The 16,928-nt window shown below is 41.7% G+C and carries 14 protein-coding genes and 1 rRNA gene; 6 read left to right on the forward strand and 9 right to left on the reverse strand.

The window, feature by feature from the left end; all coding sequences use genetic code 11:
• The 3 genes from HMPREF0666_RS02965 to HMPREF0666_RS02975 form a co-directional block, all read right to left on the reverse strand.
• Positions 1–214, reverse strand: a 16S ribosomal RNA gene (locus tag HMPREF0666_RS02965); the annotation flags it as partial.
• 572 nt (positions 215–786) lie between these two features.
• The gene (locus tag HMPREF0666_RS02970) at positions 787–1,149 is read right to left on the reverse strand and encodes a DUF1304 domain-containing protein (RefSeq protein WP_009010829.1); all 363 of its coding nucleotides are present in this window, start codon (positions 1,147–1,149) and stop codon (positions 787–789) included.
• 241 nt (positions 1,150–1,390) lie between these two features.
• On the reverse strand, positions 1,391–2,251 hold the full coding sequence (locus HMPREF0666_RS02975; RefSeq protein WP_009010831.1) for an OmpA family protein: 861 nt from the start codon (positions 2,249–2,251) through the stop codon (positions 1,391–1,393).
• Positions 2,252–2,786: 535 nt separating this feature from the next.
• Here HMPREF0666_RS02975 and HMPREF0666_RS17860 point away from each other — a divergent pair.
• The 5 genes from HMPREF0666_RS17860 (at position 2,787) to HMPREF0666_RS02995 (ending at position 9,499) form a co-directional block, all read left to right on the forward strand.
• On the forward strand, positions 2,787–3,050 hold the full coding sequence (locus HMPREF0666_RS17860; RefSeq protein ID WP_232214051.1) for a hypothetical protein: 264 nt from the start codon (positions 2,787–2,789) through the stop codon (positions 3,048–3,050).
• 455 nt (positions 3,051–3,505) lie between these two features.
• Positions 3,506–3,646 carry a hypothetical protein gene (locus HMPREF0666_RS17615; protein ID WP_198010533.1) on the forward strand — a complete coding sequence of 47 codons (141 nt, stop codon included), beginning with the start codon at positions 3,506–3,508 and terminating at the stop codon, positions 3,644–3,646.
• 687 nt (positions 3,647–4,333) lie between these two features.
• A complete protein-coding gene (gene purL / locus HMPREF0666_RS02985) occupies positions 4,334–8,080 on the forward strand; it encodes a phosphoribosylformylglycinamidine synthase (protein ID WP_009010833.1) in 3,747 nt (1,248 codons plus the stop codon).
• Positions 8,081–8,236: 156 nt separating this feature from the next.
• The gene (locus tag HMPREF0666_RS02990) at positions 8,237–8,830 is read left to right on the forward strand and encodes a chromate transporter (protein ID WP_009010834.1); all 594 of its coding nucleotides are present in this window, start codon (positions 8,237–8,239) and stop codon (positions 8,828–8,830) included.
• 93 nt (positions 8,831–8,923) lie between these two features.
• On the forward strand, positions 8,924–9,499 hold the full coding sequence (locus HMPREF0666_RS02995; protein WP_009010835.1) for a chromate transporter: 576 nt from the start codon (positions 8,924–8,926) through the stop codon (positions 9,497–9,499).
• A 297-nt stretch (positions 9,500–9,796) separates the two neighbouring features.
• Here HMPREF0666_RS02995 and rseP read toward each other — a convergent pair whose 3' ends face one another.
• The 6 genes from rseP to tsaB all read right to left on the reverse strand — a co-directional run bounded on the left by rseP (position 9,797) and on the right by tsaB (position 15,817).
• Positions 9,797–11,197 carry an RIP metalloprotease RseP gene (rseP, locus tag HMPREF0666_RS03000; protein ID WP_009010836.1) on the reverse strand — a complete coding sequence of 467 codons (1,401 nt, stop codon included), beginning with the start codon at positions 11,195–11,197 and terminating at the stop codon, positions 9,797–9,799.
• A gap of 14 nt (positions 11,198–11,211) precedes the next feature.
• Entirely contained in the window at positions 11,212–12,369 is a 1,158-nt protein-coding gene (locus HMPREF0666_RS03005; protein ID WP_009010837.1) for a 1-deoxy-D-xylulose-5-phosphate reductoisomerase, read from the reverse strand.
• 25 nt (positions 12,370–12,394) lie between these two features.
• A complete protein-coding gene (gene rimM / locus HMPREF0666_RS03010) occupies positions 12,395–12,916 on the reverse strand; it encodes a ribosome maturation factor RimM (protein WP_009010838.1) in 522 nt (173 codons plus the stop codon).
• Positions 12,917–13,143: 227 nt separating this feature from the next.
• Positions 13,144–14,457, reverse strand: a complete 1,314-nt coding sequence (gene murA / locus HMPREF0666_RS03015) for a UDP-N-acetylglucosamine 1-carboxyvinyltransferase (protein WP_009010839.1) — start codon at positions 14,455–14,457, stop codon at positions 13,144–13,146.
• Positions 14,458–14,468: 11 nt separating this feature from the next.
• A complete protein-coding gene (locus HMPREF0666_RS03020) occupies positions 14,469–15,068 on the reverse strand; it encodes a DUF4290 domain-containing protein (RefSeq protein WP_009010840.1) in 600 nt (199 codons plus the stop codon).
• Between the two features lie 56 nt (positions 15,069–15,124).
• Complete coding sequence (gene tsaB, locus HMPREF0666_RS03025; RefSeq protein ID WP_009010841.1) at positions 15,125–15,817, reverse strand: tRNA (adenosine(37)-N6)-threonylcarbamoyltransferase complex dimerization subunit type 1 TsaB; 693 nt, start codon at positions 15,815–15,817, stop codon at positions 15,125–15,127.
• A gap of 90 nt (positions 15,818–15,907) precedes the next feature.
• On the opposite strand from tsaB, the gene HMPREF0666_RS03030 reads away from it, so the two are divergent.
• Positions 15,908–16,786: a YicC/YloC family endoribonuclease gene (locus HMPREF0666_RS03030; protein WP_009010842.1), complete on the forward strand. Its 879-nt coding sequence runs from the start codon at positions 15,908–15,910 to the stop codon at positions 16,784–16,786.
• The last annotated feature ends 142 nt before the right edge of the window (positions 16,787–16,928 follow it).

Raw genomic sequence — 16,928 nt, forward strand, 5'->3', positions numbered from 1 at the left:
CTTCAAATCTGATGCCGTCATCGAAGACTATGCGGTATTAGTCTGCCTTTCGGCAGGTTATCCCACAGTAATGGGTAGGTTGGATACGCGTTACTCACCCGTGCGCCGGTCGACGTCCATTCAGTGCAAGCACTAAATGCCGTTTCCCCTCGACTTGCATGTGTTAAGCCTGTAGCTAGCGTTCATCCTGAGCCAGGATCAAACTCTCCATTGTAAAATATGTTTTGGTGATAAGTGATGGGTGATAAATGATAATGAATACCATGTTAACCCAAACGCTTCACCGAGTAATCTCTGTTTCAGAACGCTTATCCTAAAAGTATCAAGTTAAAAAGCACCTTTTCTTTTGTTCCGTAGTGTTTTGAGGCGATGCCTCAAAAGCAAGAACAATGAATTGATCGGTTCGTTTCTTTTACCCATCTGAATGACAATTAATGTCAGACAGACGCTTCTTGTACTACTTCTCTGTTTATGTAAATCTTTTCAAAGAACTCTTTCTTAACTGCTTTAAGCAACTTGCCAGGTGGCTTGTTTTGTAAAGCGAGTGCAAAGGTATAGAGAATTTCTTTTCCCACCAAATGTTTTGAAGATTATTTTTCAAAAAACTCAAAAATCAACCAAAGCCTTGATACAAATCAACTAAAACAGCACCAAGCACATCCCTTTCACAGTCCAGGAAGCCATAAAAACAAAAATAGCACTGCAAAGCCATAAAACAAGAAATAACCCCTTAAACGCAAAATCGAAAACAAGGGAAGTTTCAAATTTAACCAAAACAACAAATACCTATAATAGAACAAAACTATATATTAATGCCACCAAAGCTGGCGCACCCTGCTTTAGAATAATAGCTGGACTACTTGTAAAACCGCCATAAATAGCCACCAATGCTACATATGACAAAAAACAACGTGTCCAAAACAAATCATTCGCAACCCAAACTGCTATTAAAATCAACACTGCCAATAAAAGATTATAGACACCTTGATTCTTAAATAACGTAGATACAGTTGCGCGACTTAATTCCTCCACTTCCATATTGAATGTACGCGCAGTAGTTCCCGATTTAGTAAATATCGTTTCAAGACACATTATATATATGTGTTCGACAGCTACCAATGTAGCTAAAATCATAAAAGTAACATCCATATACAAACCTTATATTATATATAAAGAAAAATCTGCATCTTGTCTATAGCATATTGACAAGATGCAGATTTATATTTATCAACGTTTTCTATTCTATCAATGCAGTAAATACCACATTGTTTCTCCCGAGACACTTTCCACAAAAACAAATCATATATATGAAAAGTGCAACCAACAACCACTTATATAATATGGGTATTGCAGGAGTATTCCGAACAAAACGTTTTTACACATCAACAGATTATTTTGTAGCCTTAGCCTCTGGAGCCTCACCAATGAGATCCATAAACTGATCAAGCTTTGGAGTAATGATAATCTGCGTACGACGGTTGCGCTGCTTACCCAACTCAGTATCATTAGTTGCGAGTGGGTTATATTCACCACGACCACCAGCAGTCAAACGCTTAGGATTTACACCGAAATGATCCTGCAGATACTGTACGACAGAGGCAGCACGCAAACAAGAGAGGTCCCAGTTGTTGCGGATATTTCTCATCTTATCGTTTGCCGTGTTAATAGGCACATTATCCGTATTACCCTCAATTAGCACATCATAATCTTTATAATCAGTGATAATCTTAGCAATCTTGCTCAATGTCTGCTCAGCACGATCATTCACCTCATAAGAACCACTCTTATAAAGCATATTGTCAGCCAAAGAGATATAAACAACACCCTTCAGAACCTGTACATCAACCTCCTTCAGTTCCTCACGGCTCAAAGAACGCGTAAGATTGTTTGTCAACACCATATTCAAAGAATCACTCTTAGACTTCACCTCAACCAAGTGACGGATATACTGATTACTCTCGTTAATCTGATCAACAAGTTTAGAAATGTTGATATTGTTTGAATTGGCATTTCTCAAACTGTTATCAAGACTACCCTGCAACGCAGCAGCACTCTCTCTCGCCTGAGCCAACTGATCCTCCAAGCTCTTGATACGTGCATTATTGGCAGCAATCGTTTCCTTAGCATTCTGATAATCTGCCGTCAACTGATTATTCTCTGTACGACAATTTTCCAAATCCTTCTTGCTGGCACAGCTACTAAATGCAAGTGTACCCAACGCTAAAGCTACGATAAAAAGACTCTTTTTCATATTTACTATTTTATTTTGGTTATTATTCTACTTGTAATAGATTCTTCCTAACATAACGTAAAAAGAAATCAATTCTACGGTTTTGAAACCTGCCCACATTATTATATAACGAAGCAAACAGGTACACAAAACTAACCTCATTACACAGAATGCGGTATATCTATTGCAAAGATATTATAAAGACGTGTAAAACAAAGAGTTGTATAACGAGTTTAGATATTTTTAACCTAAAACTTACAATTAATGGAACTTTTTGATGAAATTATACAGAAAGCAATTAGAAGAGCCTCAATTCCGCAGCATTATTCCTTGTGAGAAAATTATTGCGGAATTAAGGAATATGATAAATTCCAGCGAAAGAAGTGATATTCTCGTTTTTAATTGCTAACTTTGTCATGTCAGATTTTTGCTTACTTGTTATGTTTGCAGCACCAAGATAGGTGAAATTTCTTACATATCCAAATGTTTTGAGAACTTTGTTTCTCAGACACTTGGAGTTCTCACAAGAATTTATGCTGCGGAATTAAGGTATTAGATGATAAAGACAATTATATTATTGGTAATAGTTTTCTATACATTTCCATGCCAGAAGATAAATGCTCAAAGCAGAGATACCTCAAATATCTTTGCAGGATATTACATAGCTGTTTATAATAAGAGCGATTTATCACATAAAAAGATAAGAAGACATCATAAACATTCTTATAACACAGCTATTGATAGCAGATACAGAACTTATTTTATTCCGATAAAAATTGGAAAAATAATATTAATCAAGAAAATATATGGAAAGAGGTAACGGACAATAAAAAAGAAAGCGATACAATCTTTATTTTTCCGGACTCTACGGATATAAAGCTATTCAAACAAATTGGGCTGATCGATAGCAATATCTCTGATAAAAAACATCTCTTGCTTCAAGAGATAAAATCCTTACCCTATTATAATACCGCATCAAACAAAGCATATCTATTCAAATGTCTTTATGTCAAAGGAACCTTTTTGCAACTAAGGATAGACACTATAGACAAGAATTGGCAAGATTATTTGTTAGATATATATTCTATTTCAACAAAGAAAAAGAAAAAACTACTTCTTGTTACAAGCATAGATAGTTTGCATTCTGATAATGCTCCAGATTGGGAGTTGTGAAAATAGGGTCTTGATTATCAGGACTATCTGATAAGTTAAAAATGCGAAGGCAGGAATTAGCGCTTTGCCTTCGCATTATTTTCGCAATTATAGCATAAGCAAATGAAGCAACAAGATAGTTTTGGAACTTTATGCTCCAGATTGGGAGTTAAGTTTTTAGGTTCTTCCGTTAAATGCGTGGATGCTTTTCGTTTTGCTTTAACGGAAAAACCAAAGTTACTTATTAAACAAAAATATAGCTAAGACCGTCAACTATCTATTCTTTTATCATCCTCTGACACTGAAAACCTTTTCATTTTAAGACTTCGAAAATCTGCAGACAAGGATTTGAAAAAATATTACATAAATTCAAATAAGAAATCTGTAAATAACGGCAAAAGCATACACACGGAGCAGGTTTGTAACCATAAGGAAATCAATAGGTTATAAAGTGGAAAAGTAAAAGGTGCTTAATTGGACTTCAAAAGGGCGTTAGTTAGCCCTCAAAAGAGCATCTTTTGCAAGTCAATTAGCCGTCTTTTAGAATACAAAAGAGCATATATTGATTTTGATCTGATTAAAAATAGTTTACAAACATCGGTCAAAAAGAGCATAAACTTCTTGTAGGCGGCGGATAGATATAGTATTAATTTGCATTTTATCTTGTAGCTTATCCCCATTGAAAGACCATCTAATTTGGAATAGTCATACTAAGCAGGTGTATAAGTCTTATTCTATTTTCAATCTATACATTTAACGGAAGAACCAATTATTTTCATGAAACGAAATTCAAGACAACAAATACAACTTTAGCAGGATAAGACATACAAAACCGAGTCTGATTATTTATAATACCTAAGAAGACTAAAAAACACTGGACAAAAAGGCAGTATATCCAAAGAATATCGTATCTTTGCAAACAGAAGTAACACCAAATTTTATATACAGACTATGATTCTTTTCTTCAGAACTCAGTCCAAAAGCGTGATTGCTACAGAAGTCAATCATGCATTATCCGACGCAGAAATCAACGAACTTTGTTGGCTCTATGGCGATGCCACCTACTTGCAGAACGAACAGACACTGCAGGGCTACTATGTGGGACCACGCCGTGAGATGATTACTCCATGGAGTACGAATGCCGTCGAGATTACTCAAAACATGAGTCTTGACGGCATTTTGCGTATAGAGGAGTACTTCCCTGTAAGCAGCAAAGAGGCTGATTATGACCCGATGTTGCAACGTATGTATGATGGTTTGGACCAGACTATCTTCACTGTCAACCACGAGCCAGAGCCTATCAAGCGTGTGGAGGACTTGGAGAAGTTCAACGAAGAAGAAGGTTTGGCACTCTCACCAGAGGAGATGGAATATCTCCACAAGATTGAGAAGCAGAATGGCCGCCCACTCACAGACTCTGAAATCTTCGGTTTTGCACAGATTAACTCTGAGCATTGCCGCCATAAGATTTTCGGTGGTGAGTTTGTCATTGATGGTAAGGTGATGGAGAGCAGCCTCTTCAGCCTCATCAAGAAGACTACAAAAGAGAATCCTGGTAAGATTCTTTCAGCCTATAAAGACAACGTAGCTTTCGCACAAGGCCCAGAGGTTGAACAGTTTGCACCAGCAAACCAGAGCACATCCGACTATTTCCGAGTAAAGCCTATCGAGAGTGTTATCTCTCTGAAAGCCGAGACCCACAACTTCCCAACTACCGTTGAGCCATTCAATGGAGCAGCAACAGGTACGGGTGGTGAGATTCGCGACCGTATGGGCGGTGGTGTTGGTTCATGGCCAATCGCAGGAACAGCAGTATATATGACTGCATACCCTCGTCTGACAGAGGATGACGGCTCTATCCCAGCCCTACGCGATTGGGAAGACATCCTTCCTGTTCGTCAGTGGCTCTATCAGACTCCAGAGCAGATACTCATCAAGGCATCTAATGGTGCGAGCGATTTCGGTAATAAGTTTGGTCAGCCATTAATTACTGGTTCACTACTCACATTCGAACATCAAGAGAATGGTGAGAAGTATGCTTACGACAAAGTGATTATGCTTGCTGGTGGCGTGGGCTATGGAACTAAGCGCGACTGTCTGAAGGGCGAGCCACAGGCTGGCAACAAGGTAGTTGTCGTTGGTGGTGATAACTATCGTATCGGACTTGGTGGTGGTTCTGTATCATCAGTTGATACTGGTCGTTATTCAAATGGTATTGAGTTGAATGCCATACAGCGTGCTAATCCAGAGATGCAGAAACGCGCTTATAACCTCGTACGTGCATTGGTAGAAGAAGACAACAACCCAGTTGTTTCTATCCACGACCACGGTTCTGCAGGACACCTAAATTGTCTTAGCGAGTTGGTTGAAGAGTGCGGTGGCAAGATTGATATGACACAGTTGCCTATCGGTGACAAGACTTTGAGTGCCAAGGAAATCATCGCCAACGAGTCACAGGAGCGCATGGGCTTACTCATCGACGAGAAGCACCTCGACCACGTGAAGAAGATTGCCGAGCGTGAGCGTGCACCAATGTATGTTGTTGGTGAAACTACAGGTGATGCCCACTTCGCATTCGTACAGGGCGATGGTGTAAAGCCATTCGACTTAGATGTAGCACAGATGTTCGGTCATTCTCCAAAGACAATCATGAAGGATGAGACCGTTGAACGCAAATATGAGAATGTTTCTTATAGTATAAATAAGGTGGAGGAATACCTCCGGCGTGTGCTTCAGTTGGAAGCTGTGGCATGTAAGGATTGGTTGACAAACAAGGTTGACCGCTCTGTTACAGGTAAGGTAGCCCGTCAGCAGTGTCAGGGTGAGATTCAGTTGCCACTCTCTGACTGTGGTGTTGTAGCCTTAGACTATCGTGGTCATAAGGGTATTGCTACCGCACTTGGTCACGCTCCACAGGCAGGACTCGCATCACCAGAGGCAGGCTCAGTTCTTTCAGTAGCCGAGTCATTGACCAACATCGTATGGGCACCATTGGCAGACGGCATGGATAGCTTGAGTCTTTCAGCCAACTGGATGTGGCCTTGTCGCTCACAGAAGGGCGAGGATGCACGTCTTTATAGTGCGGTTAAGGCATTATCAGACTTCTGCTGTGCTATCGGTGTGAACGTTCCAACAGGTAAGGATTCACTGTCTCTGACCCAGCAGTATCCTAATGGAGATAAGATTATCTCTCCAGGAACTGTCATCGTGACCAGTGGTGGTGAGGTAAGCGATGTTCGTCAGGTGGTTTCTCCAGTACTTGTTAATGATAAGAACACACGCCTCTATCATATCGACTTCAGTTTTGACGAGCAGCGTTTAGGTGGTTCAGCCTTTGCACAGAGCCTCGGCAAGATTGGTAGTGACGTTCCAACCGTAAAAGAACCACAGTATTTCTGCGACTGCTTCGATGCTGTACAGGAGATGATTCGCCGTGGATGGATACTCGCTGGACATGATATTTCTGCAGGTGGTTTGATTACAACATTGCTTGAGATGACCTTTGCTAATGCTGAAGGTGGTTTGCATATCAACCTTCACGATATCAAGGGTGACGATGTAATCAAGAAGCTTTTTGCAGAGAATCCAGGTGTAGTTATTCAGGTTGCTGATGAACATAAGGAAGAAGTCAAAGAATTCTTGACTGAGAACTGTATCGGCTTTGCGCGTATCGGTACACCAAGTCCTGACAAGCGCACACTCAGCATCGCTGATGGCGATTGGAAGACAGAGTTCGATATTGATGCAATGCGTGAGACATGGTATAAGACTTCTTACTTGCTCGACCGCAAGCAGAGTATGAACGGCATGGCTAAGAAGCGTTGCCAGAACTATAAGAAGCAGCCAATCGAGATGAAGTTTAATGCAGACTTCACAGGCACACTCCAGCAGTATGGACTCGATGCAGACCGTTGGAAGACTTCAACACCTAACACTCAGCACCCAACACCAAAGGCAGCTATCATCCGTGAGAAGGGTACCAATGGTGAGCGTGAGATGGCTTACGCACTCTATTTGGCAGGCTTTGAGGTGAAAGACGTCATGATGACCGACCTTATCACTGGTCGTGAGACCTTGGAAGAAGTAAATATGATTGTCTTCTGCGGTGGTTTCTCTAACTCAGACGTACTCGGTTCTGCAAAGGGATGGGCTGGTGCTTTCCTCTATAATCCAAAGGCTAAGCAGGCACTCGACCGCTTCTATGCACGCGAAGATACACTTTCATTGGGTATCTGTAACGGTTGTCAGTTGATGGTTGAGTTGAACCTTATCAATCCAGAGCACAAGCATCGTGCTCACCTCTGCCACAATACCAGTAAGAAGTTTGAGAGTTCATTCTTGAACTTGACCATTCCACAGAACAATAGTGTAATGTTCGGTTCTTTGAGCGGTAACAAACTCGGTATCTGGGTAGCACACGGTGAGGGTCGTTTCTACCTCCCAGAGGCAGAAGATAAGTACAATATCATCGCTAAATACAACTACGCTGAATATCCTGGTAACCCTAATGGCTCTGACTATAATGTAGCAGGTATCTGCTCTGCAGACGGTCGTCACCTTGCAATGATGCCACACCTGGAGCGTGCTATCTTCCCATGGCAGCAGGCTTACTATCCACGTGAGCGTCGTCAGGAAGAGGTTACACCATGGATTGAGGCATTTGTAAATGCTCGCAAGTGGGTTGAAAGCAAACTCTAAAACGTGAGTTTCACCTTATTAATAGGTGAGCACCGTCATTAAGAGATAACAAGAATAAACGCCCTCATCTGAGTTATATGCCTATCTTATAGGCTTGTGATACAGATGAGGGCGATTATGATTAATCATATTAATCTACTATAAAAACAAAACAAAGTGAACAAAGAGGACATCTCATCAACATCCAAGCCCCATCATCCATCATTCAACAATTTCTATTGGGAGGCCTTTAAGACCTTCTTTAAGATAGGCACGTTTACACTTGGGGGTGGGTATGCTATGATATCCACTATCCAAAACGAGGTTGTAGCAAAGAAGAAGTGGATACCCGAAGACCAATTCGTCGACTTAATAGCCGTCGCACAGAGTTGTCCAGGTGTGTTCGCCGCCAATATCAGTGTTTTCGTTGGCTATAAGCTACGCAAAACACCTGGTGCAATTTGTACCTGCTTAGGTGCTATCTTACCTTCCTTCCTCATCATCCTACTCATAGCACTCTTCTTCCACCACTTCATAGACAACCCAGCAGTTGCAGCTATCTTCCGTGGGATACGCCCTGCTGTGGTCGCATTGATAGCCGCACCAACCTTTACCTTGGCTAAGCAAGCAAAGATATCATTAGCTAACTGCTGGATACCTATTATCACAGCCCTACTCATTTGGCTATTAGGCGTAAACCCAATATATATCATCATAGTAGCAGGATTGGCAGGTTTCCTCTATGGAAAGTTTATTAAGCCAACAGAGTAAGAGTTCCCACTACCCCTCCAAAGGAAGGAAAGATAATTTGCTAACAAAGGAAAGTTACTTGATTCTTACCCCTATAAAAACAAAAAGAATAATATGATATACTTAGAACTCTTCTACACATTCTTCATCATCGGCCTCTTTGGGTTCGGTGGAGGATATGGGATGTTATCACTAATACAAACAGAAACAGTCGTAAACCATCACTGGCTGAGTTCAGCTGAGTTCACAGACATTGTTGCTGTGTCGCAAATGACACCAGGACCAGTGGGTATTAACGCTGCAACCTTCTGTGGATACACAGCTGTAGAAAATGCAGGTTGGGGTACGGGGATGTCTATCTTAGGCAGCATCATAGCTACCGTTGCTATCATACTTCCCTCACTGATAATGATGATACTCATTAGCAAGATGTTCTTAAAGTATATGAATACTCCTATCGTACAGGCTGTCTTTGGTGGTCTGCGTCCTGTTGTAGTAGGATTACTGGCTGCTGCCAGCTTATTATTATGCAATGTTGAGAATTTCTCTGCCGTAAGTATCAATCCTTGGCGCTTCTGGATTAGTCTTTTTCTATTCTCTGCAACCTTCATCGGAACAAAGTGGATGAAGATTAACCCTATTCTCATGATAGGCTATGCTGGCTTTGCTGGGTTGGTTCTATTATATTAAAGGAGTCGGGCAATGGCTTTTTGCACGTATCTTTACTGCTGCTTTGCCTTGTACTAACATTCAGCACCCATCATGAAAAGCGTTTGAGATAAAAAGAAATAGGCTTAGATTAAACATAAACAGCTGTTATATGGCTATCTATACAGGAGAGTATCACATGTAAGGCATGACGAACAACAATAAAGAAAAAACGAAACCACGCAATACCTGCAGCGGCAGGTATTGCGTGATTTCGTATTTATATTCTATTAACTGTTTATCTCTATGAAATAAATTCCATCTGTACATTGTTTATCCTTACATGATATGCAACCAACGAAGAATATCGTTAAGGTTGGCAAATATCATAAGGAGGATTAGAATGGTTATACCTACATACTCCGCACGTACCATGAATTTCTCTGACGGTTTACGACGAGTAATCATCTCATAGAGAAGGAATACCACATGACCACCATCCAAAGCAGGGATAGGAAGAATGTTCATGAAGGCAAGCATGATACTCAAGAAAGCTGTCATCGACCAGAACATATACCAGTCCCAGAATGGAGGGAAAAGACTACCGATAGCTCCGAAGCCGCCTATACTCTTTGCACCATCTGCTGAAGCAAGGTAACGGAAATTACCAACATAGCCACGCAGTACGTTCCAACCATGCTTTATACCTGCTGGGAAACTCTCAAAGAAGGAGTATTCCTCCTGAACAGGCTTATAATAACTTGCTAATGTTGACTGCAAAACACCCAACTTCAAATCAGGTGTCAACATAAGTTTCAATGTATCGAGCTTTGCTGCGCCCTTATGCTGAACCGTCAGCACAACAGAACGAACTGCAAGAGAATCCTTATGCGTATTCTTCACCGCCAAGACATCACTTAAGACACCTGTCTGATAATTCATATCTGTCCATGTCTCAACAGGCTTTCCATTAATAGACTTAATGAGGTCGCCTGCCTTAATACCTGCTTTCGCTGCTGGTGTATCACCCAACACGCTATCCACCTGCGCTGGAATGAAAGGCTCCGCAAACAAAGGACGCGTCTTAATCATTGAGAGCATATCCAAATCACCAGGCAGGGTAATACTATGTTTCTTACCATTACGAAGAACATCTACACGCTTAGCCTGTGCTATCTGACGGAAGAAATCGCCATTCACATTGGCATACTCACGGAATGCTCCTTGGTCTGTTCCCAACATTACATCGTGGTCTTTGAAACCCAAAGCCTTAGCCTCAGCATTGAAACGCATACCCATATTCATGTCAGACACCTTGAAATAGCTGTCTCCCCATACAAACATCACCATTGAATAAATGAAGAGAGCGAGGACAAAGTTGACCAACACACCACCTATCATAATCAGAAGACGCTGCCAAGCTGGCTTTGTACGGAACTCCCATGGCTGTGCTTCCTGCTTCATCTGGTCGGTATCGAAGCTTTCATCAATCATACCAGAAATCTTGCAGTAGCCACCAAGTGGCAACCAACCCATACCATATTCCGTATCGTCTTTCTTAGGTTTCCAACTGAAGAGTTTACCTTTCCACTTACCGATGCCCACATCGAAGAATACGAAGAACTTCTCAACGCGAACACCGAAAAGCTTCGCAAAGAACATGTGTCCGCCTTCATGCAGCAGGACAAGCAGAGAGATTGCCAGAACAAACTGGAGCAATCTGATCAGAAATGTTTCCATTGTTTATCTATTCATTATTTATTATTCATAATCTCAAGTGCTACACGGCGTGCCTCAGCATCCGTCTGCACATATACATCATAATCTGGATTGCTATCAAAAGCAACAGTTTGCATTGCCTTCTCAATGATGTCGCCCATTGCCAAGAAACTACAGGCACCCTTACGGAAGCCTTCATTGACAATCTCGTTAGCTGCATTGACAATACAAGGCATATTACCACCCTTATTGATAGCTTCGTATGCCATTGCAAGACACTTAAACTTATCCACATCGGGCTCAAAGAACTCTAATGGTTGACGGAAGAAATCTAACCTATCGCCTCCTAATGGCAAACGCTGTGGGAATGAAAAGGCATATTGGATAGGTAATCTCATATCTGGAACACCTAACTGTGCCTTTACACCACCATCACAGAACTGTACCGCACTGTGAACAATAGACTGAGGATGAACCAACACCTGTATCTTATCAGCAGGTACACCAAAGAGCCACTTAGCCTCAATCACCTCGAAACCTTTGTTCATCAAAGATGCAGAGTCGATAGTAATCTTTGCTCCCATATCCCATGTTGGATGTTTGAGTGCATCAGCAGCAGTGACACTCTTCAACTGTTCATGGGTAAAAGTACGGAAAGGACCACCCGAACAGGTGAGAAGAATCTTCTCAATCTCATTCGCATCTTCACCAACTAAGCTCTGGAAGATAGCACTATGCTCACTGTCTACAGGCAGGATAGGCACATGATACTGCTGAGCCAACTGAAGAATCAACTCACCAGCTACAACAAGTGTCTCCTTGTTCGCCAAACATATCTTCTTCTTTGCTTTGATAGCGTGGATTGTTGGAGCAAGACCCGAATAGCCAACCATCGCAGTGAGTACCATATCTATTGATGGTGACTCAACGATGTCCTCCAAAGCTTTGCTACCTGCATACACCTTTACATCAGGCATATCAGCCAACTCTTGCTTCAAAGGTTCATAATAAGCCTCATCAGCAATGACAACCGCAGCAGGATTAAAGCGACGAGCCTGTTCAGCAAGTTCCTTCCAACGATGATTAGCAGTGAGTGCATAAGCCTCATAGAGGTCTGAATGCTGACTGATAACATCAAGGGCTTGCGTACCAATGCTACCTGTTGAGCCTAATATACAGATTTGTTGTTTCATTAATTCTTTTAGTTTATGCTGCGAATCAGAGGTCAAGTAGTCCTGCTGGAATCCGCATCGTAATCGTCTGTGACGCTATGTCTGTCGCAACGATAAGTTCGTCAGTGGCAGGAATGAGTATTTCCTCGCCCTCAGGTGTACTCACCTCAAAGAGCGTATTGACAGTTGTTTCATCTACAGCAACAATCTTGCCAATCACATTATTCGTTGCTTCATCTATCAAGGAATAACCGACAATCTGCGCCCATGACACATCATCTGTCCCCTCCTCTGCCAGCTTACGTGGGAAATAGACAATACATCCGGTCAGTTCGCGTGCTTGTGCATCGCTATTGATGTCACAAAACTTCATCAGGGCTATCTCATCAGAACGGAACCGATATTCCTCTATAAAGAAAGGAACAAGGATTCCGTCAATGTCCAATATCAGGTAATCGGCATCTACCACATCAAAAACGTCATCGGAGAACTGCAACTGCAACTCTCCGTGTACGCCATGTGGCTTCCCGATGCGCCCAATCTTATAGACTTCTTCCTTCTTTATCATCTTTTCATCTTATATCAGTAGTACTGATAAAACTACAACTTATTTCAATACTAAATTGTTTTTTCAGTAAAACGGTCAACCCTTTTGCCCAAAACTGTCTACCTTTTTGAGGAAAAAGGTCTACCTTTTTGCGAAAAAACGTCAACCCTTTTGCGAGAATAGGTCAACCCTATTTATCTAAAATACACAACACACTCTTTCAAAGTGCGGTTTTAGATACGATGGGATTAACAAACCTCAGCTCGCTGAATCTTTGCACCAAGGGCATTGAGACGTCCTTCGATGTTCTCATATCCTCGGTCAATTTGTACTATATTATCAATACGACTTGTTCCTTGTGCTGTCAATGCTGCGATAAGCAGTGCAATACCCGCACGAATATCAGGACTTGACATACGACCCGCACGAAGTTTCTTGGCATTATCGTGACCAACAACAACGGCACGGTGAGGATCACAGAGGATTATCTGTGCACCCATGTCAATGAGTTTGTCCACGAAGAACAAGCGACTCTCAAACATCTTCTGGTGGAAAAGTACACTACCCTGTGCCTGTGTAGCAACTACGAGCAGCACAGAGATAAGGTCTGGTGTCAATCCTGGCCATGGCGCATCACTGATAGTCATAATCGTTCCATCAATGAAAGAGTCTATCACATAGTGGTCCTGACGTGGAATGATGAGGTCGTCATTATCTACTATTATCTGTACACCGAGACGGTGGAAGGTGTCGAGTATCAATCCCAAGTTAGGAACGGACACATCCTTAATACGAACACCATCACCAATCATTGCAGCAATACCAATGAAAGAGCCTACCTCAATCATGTCAGGCAGGATTCTATGGTCAGCAGCATGCAATTCCTTCACGCCCTCAATAGTAATCAAGTTACTGGCAATACCGCTAATCTTTGCACCCATTGCATTAAGCATCTTACAGAGTTGCTGGATATAAGGCTCACAAGCTGCGTTGTAAATTGTTGTTGTTCCTTCTGCCAACACTGCTGCCATGATGATATTAGCAGTACCCGTAATAGACGCCTCGTCTAATAGCATATAAGTACCAACAAGCTTATCAGCCTGTATCTCATATACATCACGGTCTTCAACACGCCCAAAGTGTGCACCAAGATTCTTGAATCCAAGGAAATGAGTATCCAAACGACGACGACCAATCTTGTCACCACCTGGCTTAGCTATCGTAGCCTTACCAAAACGACCCAACAATGGGCCAATCATCAAGACACTTCCACGCAGAGAAGAGCATTTCTTAACAAAGTCGCTACTCTCTAAATAATCGAGGTTTACCTCGTCTGCTTGGAAAGAGAACTCATTAGGAGCAAGCTTCTTTACCTTTACACCAATATCCTGTAAAAGCTTGATAAGATTGTTCACATCGAGGATATCAGGAACATTACGTATGATAACCTCTTCTGATGTCAATAATGTTGCGCAAATCACCTCCAAGGCTTCATTCTTTGCACCTTGTGGAGCAATCGTGCCACTCAGCCGATGTCCACCTTCTATGATAAAGGATTCCATGTGTCGTTATTTTATTTTTTCTTCTTATTACGAGGCTGAGCAAACTCTCTCGCATTAATTTTCTCAAACTTGAATGTATCAAGATCAAGCTGAATCTTACCATCTGTATATCGTGCAAGGTCCGAAGCTATCTTCTCATCATCACAAGTACCATGTCCCCACTGCATCAGACTACGCTTCATCTGATTAGCAACGGAACGCACGAAAGCATCCCGACGACTACCAGGCTCCATTGTCTTCAACTCTTCAAAAGCTTCAAACAACAATTTTCCATAATGTCTTACAGGAATATTCGACATAGGATAACTCATTGGCTCTGGCTTAGTAGCAATCTTCAAAGCCTCTGACACATCACAAGGATAGTCAATATCCAACTCAAAGTTAGCCATCAATGCCAAATGATCCCAGAGCTTCTCCATGTGATCAAAGTTACTACGGTTCTGGGCATTCATCCTATCCATAATGGAAATGATGGTTTCAGCACACCGCTGACGCTCTTCCTTTGTAGGGAGGCCAACGGCATAATCCACCATATTCTGTATTCCTCGCCCATACTGTGGCAGTATGAGTCGTTCTCGCTGTGTGTTATAATCTAATCCTTCTATATTCATTGAATAGTGAATGTTACATTTTAAGTGATGACGTCAAGCCTATTATAAAGCCTAATCTACAGCAATGGCTTTGCTTGCTTAGCAACAAAGTCCTTCAGATAGAATGGGACGAAGTAAGCTACATCCTCAAACTTCTCTTGTGCAATACGCTTCTCTGCCAATGGGAACATATTCTTAGCCAAAGCATCAATACCCTTGATTAGGTGTGCATTAGGATGATTGATAATCTCCATGCACTTCTCTGCGCCATTACCAAAGAAGTAAACAGGACCACGCTCAAGGTATTCCTTGTAGGTATTCTCGTCTACTACATCTGCCTGAATGCCACGAACCTCTTTCAAGGCACGGTCATATACAGCAGAATAAACCTCCATACGGCGCGCATCAATCATTGGAACGAGAAGAGCATTCTCTTCTATCTCCTCATGATGAAGCAATACTGGCACTGCCAACAGCTCTAACGTAGGTACTGCCAACAGCTTTACTCCACGTCCATAGCAGATTCCCTTTGCCATAGAAACACCGACACGCAGACCAGTATATGAACCTGGGCCACCACTAACTGCCACTGCATCCAATGGCAAGTTATTATTATCAATGAAGGCAAGTGCCTCATCAACAAATGTTCCTAACTTTTCTCTATGCTTAGGATCGAGCGTATCTTGCTTATCGAAAATACAAGTTCCATCCTGACTTACTGCAACAGAGCACACATTTGTACTCGTATCAATATTTAATATACAAGACATAAAAATCAATTATGTTCTAAATAACTTGCAAATATACTCTTTTTATTCCACATTTTTTGTACATTTGCAAAAAATTAACGCGAAAAGCTCATGATACTATCAATGACTGGCTATGGCAAAGCTGTTGTAGCCTACAAGGAAAAGAAAATCAACGTTGAAGTGAAATCACTTAATAGTAAGTCACTCGACCTATCTGCCCGCATCGCACCTCTTTATAGAGAAAAGGAAATGGAAATCCGTCGTATGCTTGCACAAAAGCTGGAACGCGGTAAGGTAGATTTCTCATTATGGGTAGAGAAGGAAGCAACGATTGATGCTACTCCTATCAATGCTGCACTTGTAGAAAACTATTATAGACAGATTAAAGTCATCGCAGACAATACTGGTATTCCTGAACCAGAGAATTGGTTCGCTACTCTTCTCCGCTTACCTGACGTAACGACAAAGACTGAAGTTGAGGTGTTGGATGAGGAGGAATGGGACGTTGCACAGCAAGCTATCAATGAAGCCGTTGACAAACTTATAGATTTCCGTAAACAAGAAGGCGCAGCACTTCAAAAGAAGTTTACTGAGAAGATTGATAATATTGCTGAATTGCTTAAAAGCATCGAACCTTTTGAGAAAGGACGCGTGCCTAAGATTAAAGACAAGATTATCGATGGGCTCAAACAAATCCCCGAAGTCGACTATGACAAAAATCGTCTTGAACAAGAATTGATTTACTACATAGAGAAACTTGACATCAACGAAGAGAAGCAAAGACTTGCTAACCACCTCAAATACTTCCGTGAGACGATGAAAGAGAGTGGACATGGTGTAGGAAAGAAGCTCGGTTTCATTGCTCAAGAAATGGGTCGTGAGATCAATACTACTGGTTCTAAGAGCAATCAAGCTGAGATGCAGAACATCGTCGTTAAGATGAAAGACGAGTTGGAACAGATTAAGGAACAAGTGTTGAATGCGCTGTAAAGACCTCCCCCAGCCCCTCCGAAGGAGGGGAGTGCCTAACGGGATAAAGTTGGATAAAGGTAGTCACTACAATTGGAGATAATGAGGATATTGAATAAGTGAGTAAACATGCCTTCTTCTGAAAATAAGGAATAGTATCGCA

The organism is Prevotella sp. C561 (assembly GCF_000224595.1).
Lineage (GTDB): Bacteria > Bacteroidota > Bacteroidia > Bacteroidales > Bacteroidaceae > Prevotella > Prevotella jejuni.

What these genes read in the sequence shown, in the direction of transcription:
- HMPREF0666_RS02970 (WP_009010829.1), bottom strand. Translation starts at nt 1,149, where the DNA reads ATGGATGTTACTTTTATGATTTTAGCTACATTGGTAGCTGTCGAACAC.
- HMPREF0666_RS02975 (WP_009010831.1), bottom strand. Translation starts at nt 2,251, where the DNA reads ATGAAAAAGAGTCTTTTTATCGTAGCTTTAGCGTTGGGTACACTTGCA.
- HMPREF0666_RS17860 (WP_232214051.1), top strand. Translation starts at nt 2,787, where the DNA reads ATGATAAAGACAATTATATTATTGGTAATAGTTTTCTATACATTTCCA.
- HMPREF0666_RS17615 (WP_198010533.1), top strand. Translation starts at nt 3,506, where the DNA reads ATGAAGCAACAAGATAGTTTTGGAACTTTATGCTCCAGATTGGGAGTT.
- purL (WP_009010833.1), top strand. Translation starts at nt 4,334, where the DNA reads ATGATTCTTTTCTTCAGAACTCAGTCCAAAAGCGTGATTGCTACAGAA.
- HMPREF0666_RS02995 (WP_009010835.1), top strand. Translation starts at nt 8,924, where the DNA reads ATGATATACTTAGAACTCTTCTACACATTCTTCATCATCGGCCTCTTT.
- rseP (WP_009010836.1), bottom strand. Translation starts at nt 11,197, where the DNA reads ATGGAAACATTTCTGATCAGATTGCTCCAGTTTGTTCTGGCAATCTCT.
- HMPREF0666_RS03005 (WP_009010837.1), bottom strand. Translation starts at nt 12,369, where the DNA reads ATGAAACAACAAATCTGTATATTAGGCTCAACAGGTAGCATTGGTACG.
- rimM (WP_009010838.1), bottom strand. Translation starts at nt 12,916, where the DNA reads ATGATAAAGAAGGAAGAAGTCTATAAGATTGGGCGCATCGGGAAGCCA.
- murA (WP_009010839.1), bottom strand. Translation starts at nt 14,457, where the DNA reads ATGGAATCCTTTATCATAGAAGGTGGACATCGGCTGAGTGGCACGATT.
- HMPREF0666_RS03020 (WP_009010840.1), bottom strand. Translation starts at nt 15,068, where the DNA reads ATGAATATAGAAGGATTAGATTATAACACACAGCGAGAACGACTCATA.
- tsaB (WP_009010841.1), bottom strand. Translation starts at nt 15,817, where the DNA reads ATGTCTTGTATATTAAATATTGATACGAGTACAAATGTGTGCTCTGTT.
- HMPREF0666_RS03030 (WP_009010842.1), top strand. Translation starts at nt 15,908, where the DNA reads ATGATACTATCAATGACTGGCTATGGCAAAGCTGTTGTAGCCTACAAG.